The 14025-nt window shown below is 70.7% G+C and carries 14 protein-coding genes and 1 pseudogene; 8 read left to right on the top strand and 7 right to left on the bottom strand.

The genetic code is table 11. The annotated features are described in order from the left end of the window. Positions 1 to 60 precede the first annotated feature (60 nt). The 4 genes from CFW40_RS28730 to CFW40_RS28715 all read left to right on the top strand — a co-directional run bounded on the left by CFW40_RS28730 (position 61) and on the right by CFW40_RS28715 (position 1582). A complete protein-coding gene (locus tag CFW40_RS28730) occupies positions 61 to 471 on the top strand; it encodes a VOC family protein (RefSeq protein ID WP_088800734.1) in 411 nt (136 codons plus the stop codon). Between the two features lie 144 nt (positions 472 to 615). Beyond that, complete coding sequence (locus CFW40_RS37280; protein WP_176956361.1) at positions 616 to 756, top strand: hypothetical protein; 141 nt, start codon at positions 616 to 618, stop codon at positions 754 to 756. Between the two features lie 11 nt (positions 757 to 767). Further along, positions 768 to 1109 carry a DUF6191 domain-containing protein gene (locus CFW40_RS28720; RefSeq protein WP_143034531.1) on the top strand — a complete coding sequence of 114 codons (342 nt, stop codon included), beginning with the start codon at positions 768 to 770 and terminating at the stop codon, positions 1107 to 1109. Then, positions 1106 to 1582: a DUF3995 domain-containing protein gene (locus tag CFW40_RS28715; protein ID WP_088800731.1), complete on the top strand. Its 477-nt coding sequence runs from the start codon at positions 1106 to 1108 to the stop codon at positions 1580 to 1582. Before CFW40_RS28720 ends, CFW40_RS28715 begins: the two co-directional genes overlap by 4 nt. A 166-nt stretch (positions 1583 to 1748) precedes the next feature. On the opposite strand, the gene CFW40_RS38315 is transcribed toward CFW40_RS28715, so the two are convergent. From CFW40_RS38315 to CFW40_RS28680, 6 genes and pseudogenes are all read right to left on the bottom strand, one after another. Next, on the bottom strand, positions 1749 to 1880 hold the full coding sequence (locus CFW40_RS38315; protein WP_256331237.1) for a hypothetical protein: 132 nt from the start codon (positions 1878 to 1880) through the stop codon (positions 1749 to 1751). Positions 1881 to 2066: 186 nt separating this feature from the next. Next, positions 2067 to 2894 (bottom strand): transporter substrate-binding domain-containing protein, encoded by an 828-nt coding sequence (locus CFW40_RS28705; protein WP_088800730.1) that lies wholly within the window; start codon positions 2892 to 2894, stop codon positions 2067 to 2069. A 201-nt stretch (positions 2895 to 3095) separates the two neighbouring features. Continuing rightward, complete coding sequence (locus CFW40_RS28700; RefSeq protein ID WP_088800729.1) at positions 3096 to 3764, bottom strand: bifunctional 4-hydroxy-2-oxoglutarate aldolase/2-dehydro-3-deoxy-phosphogluconate aldolase; 669 nt, start codon at positions 3762 to 3764, stop codon at positions 3096 to 3098. A gap of 542 nt (positions 3765 to 4306) precedes the next feature. After that, positions 4307 to 4756, bottom strand: coding sequence for a ribonuclease domain-containing protein (locus CFW40_RS28695; protein ID WP_088800728.1), 450 nt, complete (start codon positions 4754 to 4756; stop codon positions 4307 to 4309). Between the two features lie 212 nt (positions 4757 to 4968). Then, positions 4969 to 5718 (bottom strand): annotated as a pseudogene (locus CFW40_RS28690) (alpha/beta fold hydrolase); the annotation flags it as partial. A gap of 367 nt (positions 5719 to 6085) precedes the next feature. Continuing rightward, positions 6086 to 7498: an amino acid permease gene (locus CFW40_RS28680; protein WP_088800726.1), complete on the bottom strand. Its 1413-nt coding sequence runs from the start codon at positions 7496 to 7498 to the stop codon at positions 6086 to 6088. Positions 7499 to 7801: 303 nt separating this feature from the next. Between CFW40_RS28680 and CFW40_RS28675 the strand changes: the two genes are divergently transcribed. The 4 genes from CFW40_RS28675 to CFW40_RS28660 all read left to right on the top strand — a co-directional run bounded on the left by CFW40_RS28675 (position 7802) and on the right by CFW40_RS28660 (position 12427). Beyond that, positions 7802 to 8428 (top strand): helix-turn-helix domain-containing protein, encoded by a 627-nt coding sequence (locus tag CFW40_RS28675; protein ID WP_088800725.1) that lies wholly within the window; start codon positions 7802 to 7804, stop codon positions 8426 to 8428. Positions 8429 to 8465: 37 nt separating this feature from the next. Beyond that, positions 8466 to 8663 carry a DUF6126 family protein gene (locus CFW40_RS28670; RefSeq protein WP_088800724.1) on the top strand — a complete coding sequence of 66 codons (198 nt, stop codon included), beginning with the start codon at positions 8466 to 8468 and terminating at the stop codon, positions 8661 to 8663. 270 nt (positions 8664 to 8933) lie between these two features. Beyond that, positions 8934 to 11621 (top strand): beta-N-acetylglucosaminidase domain-containing protein, encoded by a 2688-nt coding sequence (locus CFW40_RS28665; RefSeq protein WP_088800723.1) that lies wholly within the window; start codon positions 8934 to 8936, stop codon positions 11619 to 11621. Positions 11622 to 11746: 125 nt separating this feature from the next. Then, positions 11747 to 12427, top strand: coding sequence for a transcriptional regulator (locus CFW40_RS28660; RefSeq protein WP_088800722.1), 681 nt, complete (start codon positions 11747 to 11749; stop codon positions 12425 to 12427). An 80-nt stretch (positions 12428 to 12507) separates the two neighbouring features. Here CFW40_RS28660 and allB read toward each other — a convergent pair whose 3' ends face one another. Next, the gene (gene allB, locus CFW40_RS28655; protein WP_088800721.1) at positions 12508 to 13851 is read right to left on the bottom strand and encodes an allantoinase AllB; all 1344 of its coding nucleotides are present in this window, start codon (positions 13849 to 13851) and stop codon (positions 12508 to 12510) included. Between the last annotated feature and the right edge of the window lie 174 nt (positions 13852 to 14025).

The raw sequence follows: 14025 nt of genomic DNA, 5'->3' as shown, positions 1-14025 counted from the left end.
GACCTGCGCGCGCCGTACCCTTCGGAACGCCCCGCCCCCTCCCCGAGGAGCCAGCCGGCCATGTCCGTACGTCGCGTCGTCCCCGACCTCCAGTCCGACGCCCTGGAGGAGAACCGCACGTTCTACGGCCTGCTGGGGTTCGAGGAGGTCATGAACCTGGGCTGGGTCATGACCCTGGCGTCCCCCGCCAACCCCACCGCGCAGCTCACCTTCATGACCCACGACAAGACCGCCCCGGTCACCCCCGACATGAGCATCGAGGTCGACGACGTGGACACGGTCCACGCCGCCCTGCTGGCCGCCGGCGCAGAGATCGTCCGGCCGCTCCGGGACGAGGAGTGGGGCGTCCGCCGGTTCTTCGTCAAGGATCCGAACGACCGGGTCGTCAATGTCCTTTCACACCGGGCGCCGCCTCGCGAGGCCGTGAACGAGGCGACGAACGAGGCCAAGAACGAGGTCGACGAGTCCTAGGTTCCCAAGTCTTAAGGCCTGGCCGGCGGGGCCGTGGCACTCCGCCGTGCGGTGGCTCTCCAGGGCGGTACCTCCGCCGCACGGGGGAAGCGGATCATGCGCCGGTCCGATCCCTGCGCGCTGCCGAACCAGAACAGTGGCCCCATGGCGATCAGCGAGACGAATCCGACGACGACGGCGGTGGCGACGGTGGCAGTGGTGGCGGCGGTCGAGGGGGCCGAGCAACCTGTGCCGCTCCGGGCGGAGCCCCTTGCCGGCCTGAGGACGCCGGGGGGCCGGCTGTGACGATGTGGCTCATGTCGTTCCCGGCGTTCGTGTGCCTCCTGATCCTTTTCGCCCTGGTGGAGAGCGCGTGGCGAGGGTTCACGGGGCTGGGCTTGCTCCCGTGGCTCCGCAGGCGCACGGAACGGTCGCTGTCGAGTACGGCCTTTGATGAATTCACCGCGGTCGTGAACGGAAACAAGACGGTGGAGCTGGAGCAGCGGCGGGTGGAGCTGCTGCGGCGGGACGACGAGAGCGACGGTGCCCCGCCCCGCTCCAGCATCGACCTGGCCAAGGGCACCGCGTTCATCGTGGTGCCGCAGGAAGCGGACGGTCCGCGCGCCGACAGGTGCGACACCTTTGAGGGCCGACGGTGAAACGCGAACCGGAGGGAACGGACGCAGAGCCGTCCACGCTGTGGGGGCGTATCGCATGCGGGTGGGCGGTCGCGTTCGCCGGGTTGCACTTCTACTGGGCCGTTGGCGGTGAGGTGGGGCTGAACGTTTCCGCCGGTCCGCTGGCCGCCGAGCGCCCGCTGTGGTTCGTCGTAGCCGGTTTGTGGGGTGTGGGTGTGCTCTGCCTCCTCGGCGCCCTGCTGGCACGGCAGCTTGCCCGGTCCGGGCCCAGGGGCGTTCCCGCTCCGCCGGCACGGTGGCTGGGATGGGGCATCAGTGCCCTCCTGCTGGCCCGTGGCATCGGTATCGAGGTGCTGCTGCTGGCCGGCGCCACGTACCTGGACGCCTCCGTGAGCGCGGAACAGCGGACCTGGACGCTGGCCCTCTGGAACCCCTGGTTCATCGCCGGAGGAGTGGCCTTCGGCCTCGCCGCCCTGCGGTCCCGCAGGCCTTGACCTGTGGCGTCCGTTCCTGCTTGCCCTGACCTACGTCCGACTACCACCGGCGCCGTCGCCGGCCGGACCGCCTCTCACTCCCTGCCGCCCGTCGGAGCCTTGAGCGGCAGCACCGTCCCCTGTGCCACCGCGCACACGCTCTCCTCCCCCGCGTCGTCGGCCCCCGTCAGATCGCAGCGACACACCGCCTGCCGGCGTCCGGCCTGTACGGCACCAGCCTGCTGAACGGCTGTGCGTCCAGCCCCTGCTGCGCCGCCACAAGATCGAGCGCCGCGCTCTCCTGTACTGCGCCGGCCATCTCGCCAACCGCCTCTCGCCGAGCCTCCGAAGAAGACCTGGCCGATATGAGAGCCAGCTCTCCACCACGGCACCGTATCCATGGGTGCGCGCCACATCTTCACTGCACACCGCATCTCTTCGCACGGCATCACCGGCGGCATCACTTCACGCGGTTTCACTTCACGCGGCATCACTTCACGCGGCATCACTTCATCCAGGCATCCTCGTACTTGCGGTAGGTCCCGTCATGGGTGGCCAGGTGTACCCACTGGTCCACATACGCCTTGAACTCGTTGTCGCCGCGGGGCAGGGCGTAGGCCTTTTCGGAGAAGGAGAAGGGCTTGTCCGGGTGGAGTGAGCAGAGTTCGGGGTGGATCTTGGCCTGGTAGCGGGTCTCACTCGCGTCGGTCATCATCACATCCGCGCGGCCCGCAATGATCTCGTCGAAGATCGTGGTGTTGTCCGGGTGGACCGTGAGGGTGGCACGCCGGAGATGGGCGCGGGCGAATTCCTCGTTGGTGCCACCGGGATTGACGATGACCTTGGTTCCGGGCCGGTCGATCTGTTGCAGGGTCTGGTACTTGTCCTTGTCCGCGCAACGCGCGAGGGGCGTCTTGCCGTCGGTGCGGGTGGGTTCGCTGAAGTAGACGGAGCGAGCGCGCGGGAGGGTGATCGAGACGCCGCCCATGGCGATGTCACAGCGGCCGGCCGACAGGTCACCGACGAGCTTGGCCCAGGTCGTGGCCACATAGCGGGGTGTGGCGTCAAGGCTCTTGGCGAGGTCACCGGCCATGGTGATGTCCACACCGCTGTAGGTGCCGGTCTTGGGGTCGAGGTGGCTGAAGGGACGGTAGTCGCCGGTGGTGCAGACCCGCAGCACACCGCGCCGGGGGATGACGTCGAGGGCCGAGGCCTTCTTGCCGGCGGCGAGTGGGGCACCCCCTCCTCCGGTCGGGGCGTCCGGAACCGCCGGTGCGGCGGCGGTGACGGCGAGCAGACAAGCCAGGGCGGAGAGGGTGGCGGCGCGCTTCATAAGGGCTCCTGTGACTCCTGGACGCGGCGGCGTGATCGCATGATCGAAGCGCTCAGGGTGGCAGAGCCCGTGGTGCAGGTGAACCCCTTGACCGGCCGGCGGGATGACCGGACGGGCCGGACGGCGGGACGGCCGATGCGGTGACCGGAGCGGCCGATGCGTGGACCGAAGAGGCCGGCGGGATGGCGAGCCGAGGGCCTGTCAGTCCTCGTAGAGGTCCGCCGTACCTCTGCCGGCCGAGCGGTCGGGGGCGGCTTCGTCCAGGCGGTTGAGGAGGTCGGCGGCGCGCTTGGCGACGGTCTCGCGGTCCCCCTCGGAGAGCGCCGTTCCCATGCCGACGGCGACCGCCCCCGCCGCGATCCACTCCGGCGCGCTGTCGACCGTCACCCCACCCGTCGGCAGCAGCGGCACCTGAGGCAGTGAGGCACGAACCTCCGCCAGCCAGGCCGGGTCGTGCCCCGCGGCGGGGAACAGCTTGACCGCGTCCGCGCCGAGTTCGAGCGCGCGGACCATCTCGGTCGGCGTCGACACCCCGGGGAAGACCGGGATGCCGTAACGGTGGCCGGTACGGATGACCTCGGCGTCGAGGCTCGGCGAGACGAGATAGCGGGCGCCCGCGTCGACCGCCATCCGGGCCGATACCGCGTCAAGGACCGTGCCCGCGCCGATGACGGCGTCGTCGCCCAGCTCGCGGGTGAGCGTCGTGACCGCCTCCAGGGCGAAGGGGGTGGTGAGGGATATCTCCAGGCTTGTGATGCCCGCCGACAGCAGGGTGTCCGCCGTGGCGCTCGCCTCGTCATACGTTCTGCTCCGGACGATGGCGAAAACCCGCTGCGCCAGAGCGGCCCGGGTGATCTCCCAGCGATACACGGCAGTTCGCCGTCCTTCCTTGTCTCCGACGCCTGATGCCGGTTTCACCATGCCTACACGGTGGATACGGCACTTTCCGGGGCGCGCCCCAGCAGCCGACCCCACATGGTCTTTTTCCGCTGATGCCCGCCCGCTCCTCGTTTCTGCCGAAACGCTACCGGGAACCACTGACAATCCTCTCTCGGGGGTGCGCCCCGTGCGCCCCTTCTGCCAAGAATGGGGAGAAGAGGGAGGTGAGAAGGGGGCGCACGACGTGGGCGCCGGGCGTGGGGCGCACAAGACGGCCGCACGGCACCCGCGGACAGCACAACGGCGGCCGGGGTGCCTGCACACCCCGGCCGCCGTCACGTGGAAGGCGGCGGACCCTGGCCGGGCCCGCCGCCCCATTGCTCAGCTTTTCAGCCGTTTCGCTGTGTCACTCTGTCGCTGTATCGCTGTATCGCTGTTCGTCTGAACTGCTGCTTCGCCGTTCGGCTGTTCCACTGCGGGTTGCTGCTCCGCCGCCCCTCGTACGGGCGGGCCGTCAGCAGCCGCGGTCGCCGTCAGCAGCCGCGGTCGACGAGATCGAATGTCTTGTAGTGGTCGGCGGTGTAGTAGTCCTCGTCCTTCTTCTCGCCGGTCACGATGCGTCGCGCACCGCGGTCGGGAGAGCCGGGCGTGACGACGGTGAACTCGTGGTAGTAGTCCGAGCTCTGGGACGGCAGGATGCCCTCCCGGTTGTCGAAGACCGTCCCGTCCTTGGGATACGGGTAGGGCCCGCCCTTGGCGATCAGATCGAGGGTGTCGTGGGCCTGTGCGGGCAGCTTGGAGTAGCAGGTCTTGCCGACGTCCTTGACGTGCACGGACGTGACGTGCGCCGTGGCGGCGTACGAGGTGGCCGGGTGGGTCGTGGCGACGGCGGGCGTGGCGGCGACCGCGGCCTGGCCGATGAGAAGGGCCGAAGCGAGGGCGCCGGCGGCGCCGAACTTGGTGATCCGTGGGGGGATTCTCATGCCATCCAGAATGACGCGCGTAGACATGATCCTGTCAATCCCAACGGGCGGAAGTTTTCCGGGAGTTCACAACACCACGCCCACCAACTGCCTCAATTCTCCCCATACTGTGCCCCTGTCCCGCCTCTGACGCAGGGACATGTCGAGTGCCGGGTCCTTCCCACCCCTGCAGCCCTTCGCGCCCCCTTCGGACTCCGGGGACATGAGCCAGGTCACCCGCGGAGGAATGCCGCCGTGGCCGCCACGAACCAGCCGGCATCGTCGAGCCACGGATAGTGCCCCGCTCCCGGCTGCACCACAAGCGTGGCGTCCGGGAACACTTCCGCGAACTCGGCCGCGGACACAGGAGGGCTGTTCAGATCGAACTCTCCGGTGAGCAGCAGAACGGGGGCCTCGCAGGCGGCGAGCGCCGCACGAGTGCCCTTCGAGTCGAAGGCACCCTCGGCCGCGAAGAAAGCGACGGCTTCTTGGTTGCTCGGCCGGCTGGCTGCGTGGTGCTTTTGTGCCGTGGCGTCCCACCGGCCCCAGAAGAAGGGGGCGACGGCTTCCCAGTCGCTGCCCGTGCCCTCGGTGATCTCCTGCAGGGCGGCGAATGCCGCCGGGAACCACGGCTCGTTTTTCCGGAGCTGCGCGAGCTCGCGCCGCGTCTGTCCCGTGATCGCCACGTCGACAGCTCGGGTGCTGGGGCCGATGAGGGCGAGGTTGCCGACTTTCTCCGGGTGCCGGGCCGCGTATTGCGTCGCGATGTTCGTGCCGGCGGAGTGGCCGAGCAGGTCCGTCCGGGGGAGGCCGAGGTGCCGGCGCAATGCCTCGACATCGTCGACCAGGCGATCGCAGCGGTATGAGGAGGTGTCTTGCGGAATCGCGGACCGGCCGGTGCCGCGAAGATCCAGAATGACCAGCCGGCAGTACGCGGACAGGCCACCGAGGTCGCCGAGGTAGACGGAATCCGCAGGTCCTCCTTAAACCGCCCGCTGTACCCGCTGTGTCAACGCACTCGCCCGGGGCAAGAAGCGCTTCACGCCCCAGAACATCGACGAGCTGAGGCGTCTCGTCGAGGACGACCTGAGGCTGCACCGGGCAGAGCTGCCCGGCGGTTTCCAAGCCGCATACGACGAGATCAGCCGCGGTCTCGACCTTCCCTCGAAGGCCACCGCCACATCAGCATCCGTACGCCGCGCCGTCGCCCACCAGATCCAGCGCGATCTACTCCGGCGGTGACGCGTTGAGCCACTCTCATCAGCGCCCGCGAGCGCGGACGTCCGCATCGGATACGCCCGACGCTCGCCCCTCACCGAGGTGCCCCTCGGGGACCGAGGGGCACCCGGCTCAGGAGCTGAGGGCGGCCTGCCGGTCGCGGCGCTGCTTGAGGTGGCCCGCCCCCGCCAGCGCGGCGGCCACGACGGCCGTGCCGGCGAGCTGCTGCCGCCCGTCCGCGCTGCCGGCCATGACGGCGAAGACGCCCAGGATGGCGGCCAGCGCCAGCCAGGTCAGGTAGGGGAAGGCCCACATCCGCACGGAGAGCAGCTCGGGTGCCTCGCGCTCCAGGCGGCGGCGCATCCTCAGCTGGGTGAGGCCGACGATGGACCAGACGACCAGCACCGAGCAGCCGGCGATGTTCAGCAGCCAGGCGAACACCGTGGTCGGCCAGACGATCCCGGCGATCACGGCCGCGAAGCCGAACACACAGGACGCCAGCACCGCCGCGGCCGGCACGCCCCGGGTGACCTTGGCCAGGAAACGCGGCCCCTGGCCCCGGTGGACGAGGGAGTACGCCATGCGCGACGAGCCGTAGATGTTGGCGTTCATCGCGGAGAGCAGCGCCACCAGCACGACGATCTGCATGATCGTGCCGGCTGCCGGGATACCGAGCTGGTCGAGCACGGTGACGTACGGGCCGTCCGTGGCGACCTTCGGGTTGTTCCACGGCACCAGGGTGACCACCACGGCCATCGAGCCGATGTAGAACACGGCGATACGCCAGACGGCGGTGCGGACGGCACGGGCCACGTTCCGGCTCGGGTTGTCGGACTCCGCCGCCGCGATGGTGACGGTCTCCAGACCGGCGAACCCGGAGATGGTGGTCAGCAGACCGGCTGCGAGCCCGGCGGCGCCGGTCGGGAAGAAGCCGCCGTGGCCGGTGAGATGGCTGGTGCCGGGCGCACTGCCGAACACCCCGAGAATGCCGAGCACGCCCAGCACCAGAAAGGCGACGATCGCGGTGACCTTGACGGCGGAGAACCAGAACTCGAACTCGCCGAAGTTCTTGACCGCGGTGAGGTTGCTGGCGCAGAAGAACACCATGAAGATCGCCACCCAGCCGTAGGCGGGGATGAACGACACCCAGGTGTGCATGATCGTGCCCGCCGCGGTGGCCTCGGCGGCCACGCCGGCACAGAGCATCAGCCAGTACATCCAGCCCGAGGTGGCGCCTGCCCAGGAGCCGAGTTCCGCCTCGGCATGCACCGAGAACGAGCCGGTGGAAGGCCGGGCCGCGGACATCTCGCCGAGCATCCGCATGATCAGCATGACCAGCGCGCCGGTCCCCGCGAAGAGGAGAACGATGGCCGGTCCGGCCGCGGCGATGCCGACCCCGGAGCCGACGAAGAGACCCGCGCCGATGACCCCGCCGAGCGCGATCATCGACAGATGGCGCTGCTTGAGACCGTGCGACAGCACGGCTTCGCCGTTCTGCACGGGCTGCGGGGAGCCCTGGGGCGGCGGGGTGATGGTCCGGCTCATGGTCGTGCCTGTTCATTGGTTGAGACGTGCGGAAGCCAGACGAGTGTGAAGACGCACGTGCACGTATGAGGTGAACGCCCGCTATTCGGACCGTTCCTTCACCTGCGGTGAAGGCGTCATCACGCAAAGGCAGTGGCCCGGAAGCCGTGATTCCGGCCCAGGGTGGCGGGTGTCGGCCCATGGCCTCACGGGAGGCCGGGAGTTGGGGACGGGTGGCGGCCGGGAGGCCGAAGGCAGGCGGGGACTTTTGCCTGTCAGGCAAATCTTTTGCCCAGCAGGCGAAGGATCGCTATACCAAGGGGTATGACCGAGCTTCCCGACGAGCCCGTCGGCACTCCGCCGGGGGACTTGTCCACCGTCGCGCCGCGCCTTCGTGACCTGCGCAGACGCAGTGGTCTCACGCTGGAGACCGCGGCCCGGCTGGTGGGACTCTCGCCCGCGCACCTGTCGCGGCTGGAGACGCGTCAGCGGCAGCCGTCGCTGCCGGTGCTGCTGGCGCTGGCCCGTACCTACGGCACCACGGTATCCGACCTGCTCGGCGAGACCGCGCCGGAGCGGGACCCGGTGCTGCGCGCGGACCGCACGGAGCCGTCCGAGGTCGGCGGCTGGACGTATTGGACCGTGGGCGGAGCCGGGCGCGCGATGCAGGCGCTGCGGGTCCATGTGCCGCAGCGGACACAGGGCGATCTGGTGCGGGTGCATCCGGGCGAGGAGTGGCTGTACGTCCTGGAGGGGCGGCTGCGGCTGACGCTCGGCGCGGCGGCGCATGTGCTGGACCCGGGGGACTCCGCGCACTTCGACTCGCTCACGCCCCACCGGATTTCCGCCGCCTCCCGGGGCGGGACCGAGCTGTTGTTCGTCCACACGCTGTTGCAGAGCGGGGCCGCCGAGTGGTGCCTCGGCGACGACGCGAGGCGCCGCGGGCTGTGAGCCCCGGGCGCCGTTCTTGAAGGAAGGACCATCCGTCGTGCCCGATCAGACCGTTCCTGCCGTACCCGCGCCGCCGCCTTCGGAGCCGCTGCCCGGGACGGCGCCCGCCGCCCGGACGTACAAGGAGGGCAAACCTCCGCGCGGGGTGTATGTGCGGGTGTTCCTCTACGTCGTGGCGACGCATGTGCTGTTGGCGTTCATGAGCTTCTTGGTGATCGTCGCCAAGTCGCGCTGAGCGGTCCGCTGTGTTTTACCTCCGCCCCGTCTTCGGCTGTCCCGTCGTGGGGGTTTTTCGCCCGCTGCGCGGGGCTGTGGGTGCGGTGAGTGGAGGCGGTGGGGGCATGTGGGACGTCTCGGTGCGGGGTGGAGGACCCTTCGGTGCGGCAACGTCCATCTCCTCGGTTCGAAAGTCCATTGCTTCGGTGCGGTGTGCAGGTGAAGCCTGCTGGCGCGAAGGCTCGGACGAATCGTCCCCGCACCTCGTCGCACCGAGGAGGACCGAAGGATGCACCGAACGCGCACCGCGGCGGCCACCGCGTTGGCCGTGGCCCTGGCCGTGCTTCCGCTGACGGGCATGGCCGGGCCGCCGGGCGGCGGCGGGAAGGCGGGGCAGGACGGCCCCCGGGACAGTCCCGGAGTTGCCGGTTCCCGTGCCCTCTCCCCCACGCCCCGGTCCGTCCGGAGCCGGTCCGACCAGGTCACCATCACCCGCTCCGTGACTGTCGTCGCCGGGCCGGACACCGATGCCCCTGCACTGGCCGTCGTCGAGAAATCGCTCAAGGACGCCGGTGCGGACCGGGTCGTACGGGCCGAAAGGGACCCGGGCGACGGGCAGTTGGCGGTGTACGTGGGCGGGGCGGGGGCATCGCGCGCGTTGCGGGCGCTGGGGGCCCGGGGGCCGGACGGGCTGCCCGCCGAGGGCTATGCGCTGGCCGTCGGCGGGGGCCGGATCGCGTTGTCCGGCAAGGACGCCACCGGTACGTATTACGCCGCGCAGTCGCTGCGGCAGCTGCTGCCCCACCGGGAGCGGCCGGGCGCGCGGGTGCGGGGCACCGCCGTACGCGACTGGCCGGCCACCCCGCTGCGAGGTGTCATCGAGGGCTTCTACGGAACCCCTTGGTCGCATGAGGCCCGGCTCGACCAGCTCGACTTCTACGGCGAGCACAAGATGAACATCTATGTGTACTCGCCCAAGGACGACCCCTACCTGCGGGCGAAGTGGCGTGACCCCTATCCCGCGGACCGGCTCGCGCAGCTCAAGGAGCTGGTGGACCGGGCGCACGAGCGGCATGTGGAGTTCACCTATGCGCTCTCCCCGGGGCTGTCGGTCTGCTACAGCTCCGACGCGGATCGCAAGGCGCTGACCACCAAGTTCCAGACGCTGTGGGACATCGGGGTGCGGTCCTTCGCGGTGCCGCTGGACGACATCAGTTACACGGACTGGAACTGCGTGGCGGACAAGGACGCGTTCGGGACCGGCGGCGGGGCGGCGGGGGCGGCGCAGGCGCATCTTCTCAATCGCGTCCAGCAGGAGTTCATCGCCCGGCACTCCGGTGCCGGGCCGCTGCAGATGGTGCCGACCGAGTACTACGACGTGAAGCCGTCGCCGTACAAGAAGGCGCTGGCCGCCAGGCTGGACAAGGACGTGCTGGTCGAGTGGACGGGCGTGGGGGTGATCGCGCCGACGATGACCGTCGCCCAGGCGCGGCAGGCCCGGGAGGTGTTCGGGCACCGGGTCCTGACGTGGGACAACTACCCGGTCAATGACTATGTGACCAACCGGTTGCTGCTCGGGCCGTTCAACGGCCGCGAGAAGGGGCTGCCGGGGCAGCTGGCGGGGATCACCGCGAACCCGATGATCCAGCCTGCCGCGTCCAAGCTCGCGCTGTACACGGTGGCCGACTACACGTGGAACGACACGGCGTATGACGCCCGTGCCTCCTGGAGCGCGGCGATCGCGGAGCTGGCCGGCGGCGACGCCCGGACGGCACGGGCGCTGCGTGCCTTCGCCGATGCCCACTACGCCTCGTCGCTCAATCCACGGCAGGCGCCCGAACTGGCCGCCGCCATCGCGCAGTTCGGCAAGGACGGCGATGCGCGGAGGCTGGACGGGGTGTTGCGGAACCTGCGGGACGCGCCGGGGGTGCTGCGGGACCGGCTCGCCGACCGGGGATTCGTCAAGGACAGCGGGCCCTGGCTGGATGCCACCCGGGCCTGGGCCGTCGCGGCGCGCGGCGCCCTTCAGCTGATCGAGGCCACCAGGGCGGGGGACGATGCCAAGGCCTGGCAACTGCGGCAGGGCATACCGGAGCTGGTGAGGACCGCCACCGCGTTCGTCTATGTGGACATGTCGGGGAAGAGGGTTCCGGTGCTGGTGGCGGACGGGGTGCTGGACACCTTCGTCGAGGCGGCGGTGGCCGAGCACGACGCGGCGCTGGGCGTCGTCGGCCGTCCGAAGGGGTCGACGAATCTGGCCGTCTACCAGGACCACGCGGCTTCCCGGATGACCGATGGTGACGATGCCACCTACTTCTGGAGCGGCGCGGCGCCCCGGGCTGGCTCCTTCGTGGAGCTGGATCTGCATGCGGAGCGTCCGCTGGGGACCGTACGGCTGGCGATGGGCAAGAGCGGCAGCCCGGACGACTATCTGCGGCACGGTGTCCTGGAGTACTCGTCGGACCACAGGAACTGGCACCCGCTGGCCTCGTTCGACGGGAAGGCCGAGGTCGGCGCCGAACCACCGGCCGGGACCAGGGCCCGGTACGTCCGCGCACGGGCCACTGCGGCGCAGGACAACTGGCTGGTGGTGCGGGAGTTCACGGTGGCCGGGGACGGTGCGGCGACGGTGGCCGGTGGCCCGCCCGCGGCGGCGGGCAGCGCGCTGCGGTCGGCGGGGGACGGTGACCCGGCGACCGCCTATCGCGCGGCGCGGTCGGCGCAGCAGGGCGAGGCGCTGGAGTTCACCCCCGATACGCCCCGCAGGGCACGGTCCGTCACCGTCCTCCGGCCGCAGGGCGCACCCACCGGAGCGGCGGAGGTCCGGGTCCGTACGGGCGGTGCCTGGCGCACGCTCGGCACGCTGTCCGGGGCCTTGACGCGGCTGCCGGCCGGCGACGGCGCGATCGGGGGCGTGCGCCTGGTCTGGCGGGACGGGACGCCGGCGCCCGAGGTCGATGAGGTGATACTGCACTGAGGGGAACCGAGGGGCTGACGGGGGTCACCTTTTCCTGACGGGCCGCGTCATGGGGCCCTCGGTCCACGCCGTGCGTCCTACTCTGAGGCTCTGGCCGCCGCCCTCGCCCCGGAGGAGACCGACCCATGGCCCGACCCGCGCCCGATGCCCCCCGCCCGACCGCGGCCGCCGTGCTCGATGACGCGGTCCGTTCCCTCGCCCCGGACACCGATGCCAACCGGCTGGTCTCGCGGATCGAGGCGGGGGCGGCGCCGCGCTCCGTGTTCGCCACCTTCGCCCTCGAACAGCATCATGTGATCAGCGCCGACCGGCTCAGCTTCCAGCATCTGGCGCGGCGGGCGGACGGCGATCCGCCCGTGGCCGACTTCTTCGACCTGCTCGCCCAGGGCGAGGCGCTGGCCATGAAGCAGCTGGCCGGGCTGGCGGACGCCTGTGAGCTGAGCGAGCGGCAGATCGCGGAGTACCAGCCGCGCCCCGGGTGCCAGGCCTACCCCTCCTACGCGGCGCGGCTCGCCCTCAGCGGCGAGCCGTCCGACGTGGCGATCGCGCTGACCGCCAACTTCGCGGCGTGGGGCGGCTATTGCGCGGTCGTCGAGGCCGCGATGCGGGACCACTACTCCTTCCCTGAGGAGGCTTGTCGATTCTTCGGCTTATTCGCCGGGCCGGCACCGGCCGTCGACGAGAAGGCGCGCCAGGCGGTGCAGCACGGCCTCGACACCGGCCAGGCGCGGCCGGCCACGGCACACCGCTACGGCCGCCTCCTCCAGGCGTATGAACTCATGTTCTGGAACTGCGTCGCCGAGTGATCAGGGCGTAGGGCCTGTCGTCGACGTCCCGCCTGCGGACGGGCGTGCCCCGCCGGTGGTGCGGGGCGGGCCGGCCGCGGTCAGGCGCGGTGCGGCCGTTCGAGCAGCCGGCCGGTGGGTGCGGCGAGGGTGGTGCCGTCGTGGATCTCCCGGCCGCGCAGCCAGGTGGAACGTACGACTCCGTGCAGGGTCTTGCCGGCGTAGGCGGTGATCTTGTTGCGGTGCTGGAGGGCCTGCGGGTCGACGGTGAAGCTCTCCTCGGGGGCGAGGACCGCGAAGTCCGCGTCCCGGCCTGGCTCGATGGCGCCCTTGTGGCCGAGTCCGGCCAGCGCCGCGGGCGCGGTGGCCATCCAGCGCACCACGTCATCGAGGGTGTGACCACGCTCGCGGGCCTCGGTCCAGATGGCGGGCAGGCCGAGCTGGAGGGAGGAGATGCCGCCCCAGGCCGCGCCGAAGTCGGCGGTCTTGAGGTCGGCGGTGGAGGGCGAGTGGTCGGAGACGATGCAGTCGAGGGTGCCGTCGGCCAGTCCCTCCCACAGCGCGTCCCGGTTGGCGGCCTCGCGGATCGGCGGGCAGCACTTGAACTCCGTTGCGCCGTCCGGGATTTCCTCGGCGGTGAGGGTGAGGAAGTGCGGGCAGGACTCGACGGTGATCTTGACGCCCTCGCGCTTGGCGGCGGCGATCAGCGGCAGTGCGTCGCTGGAGGACAGATGCAGGACGTGTACCCGCGCGTCGAGCCGCCGGGCGAGCGCGATCAGCCCGGCGATGGCGTCGTTCTCGCAGGCGCGGGGGCGGGAGGCGAGGAAGTCGGCGTACTTCGGGCCGTGCGGCTGGGGGGCGTCGCCCAGATGGCCCGGGTCCTCGGCGTGCACGATCAGCAGGCCGCCGAATCCTGCGATCTCACCGAGGGCGGTGGCCAGTTGCTCCTGGTCGAGCTCGGGGAACTCGTCCACGCCGGAGGGCGAGAGAAAGCATTTGAAGCCGAAGACACCGGCGTCGTGCAGCGGCCGCAGCTCCTTGACGTTGCCGGGGATGGCACCGCCCCAGAAGCCGACGTCGACATGGGCCTTGGGACGGGCGACCGCGCGCTTGGTGTCGAGGTGAGCGGCCGTGGTGGTGGGCGGGAGGCTGTTGAGCGGCATGTCCAGGAGGGTGGTGATGCCGCCGGCCGCGGCCGCGCGGGTGGCGGTCCAGAAGCCCTCCCACTCGGTGCGGCCGGGGTCGTTGACGTGGACGTGGGTGTCGACGAGGCCGGGCAGCAGGACATCGTCACCGAAGTCCCGGACCAACGCCCCGGCCGGAGCCTCGGCGTCGTGCGGCAGCACCGCGGTGATCGTGCCGGCCGCGACGGTGACGGACGCGGCGCGCGTCCCCTGCGGGGTGACGACGCGCGTGGAGCGCAGCACCAGCTCTGTTTCGGACACCCGGTCCCCTCCTCGTTTCTGTCTTCATCGTTGCGTGCGGGCGTACGGGGCGCACGGCCGCCGCGAGGGGCCGTGACATCCGGGGCACGGACGCCCGCAGGAACGGCCTGCAAGAACGGCCTGCGGGAAGACCACGAATTCAACAATCTGTTGAATGAGTCTTCACTCCGGACC

This window comes from Streptomyces sp. 2114.4 (assembly GCF_900187385.1).
GTDB lineage: Bacteria > Actinomycetota > Actinomycetes > Streptomycetales > Streptomycetaceae > Streptomyces > Streptomyces mooreae.
The sequence above is the reverse complement of the archived record's forward strand: the minus strand, read 5'-3'. Positions and strand labels throughout refer to the sequence as shown.

Excerpts from the sequence above, each read along its gene's own strand:
- CFW40_RS28675 (WP_088800725.1), top strand. The coding sequence starts at position 7,802 with ATGACCGAGCTTCCCGACGAGCCCGTCGGCACTCCGCCGGGGGACTTG.
- CFW40_RS28730 (WP_088800734.1), top strand. The coding sequence starts at position 61 with ATGTCCGTACGTCGCGTCGTCCCCGACCTCCAGTCCGACGCCCTGGAG.
- CFW40_RS28665 (WP_088800723.1), top strand. The coding sequence starts at position 8,934 with ATGCACCGAACGCGCACCGCGGCGGCCACCGCGTTGGCCGTGGCCCTG.
- CFW40_RS28695 (WP_088800728.1), bottom strand. The coding sequence starts at position 4,756 with ATGAGAATCCCCCCACGGATCACCAAGTTCGGCGCCGCCGGCGCCCTC.
- CFW40_RS28660 (WP_088800722.1), top strand. The coding sequence starts at position 11,747 with ATGGCCCGACCCGCGCCCGATGCCCCCCGCCCGACCGCGGCCGCCGTG.
- CFW40_RS38315 (WP_256331237.1), bottom strand. The coding sequence starts at position 1,880 with ATGGCCGGCGCAGTACAGGAGAGCGCGGCGCTCGATCTTGTGGCGGCG.
- CFW40_RS37280 (WP_176956361.1), top strand. The coding sequence starts at position 616 with ATGGCGATCAGCGAGACGAATCCGACGACGACGGCGGTGGCGACGGTG.
- CFW40_RS28680 (WP_088800726.1), bottom strand. The coding sequence starts at position 7,498 with ATGAGCCGGACCATCACCCCGCCGCCCCAGGGCTCCCCGCAGCCCGTG.
- CFW40_RS28705 (WP_088800730.1), bottom strand. The coding sequence starts at position 2,894 with ATGAAGCGCGCCGCCACCCTCTCCGCCCTGGCTTGTCTGCTCGCCGTC.
- CFW40_RS28720 (WP_143034531.1), top strand. The coding sequence starts at position 768 with ATGTCGTTCCCGGCGTTCGTGTGCCTCCTGATCCTTTTCGCCCTGGTG.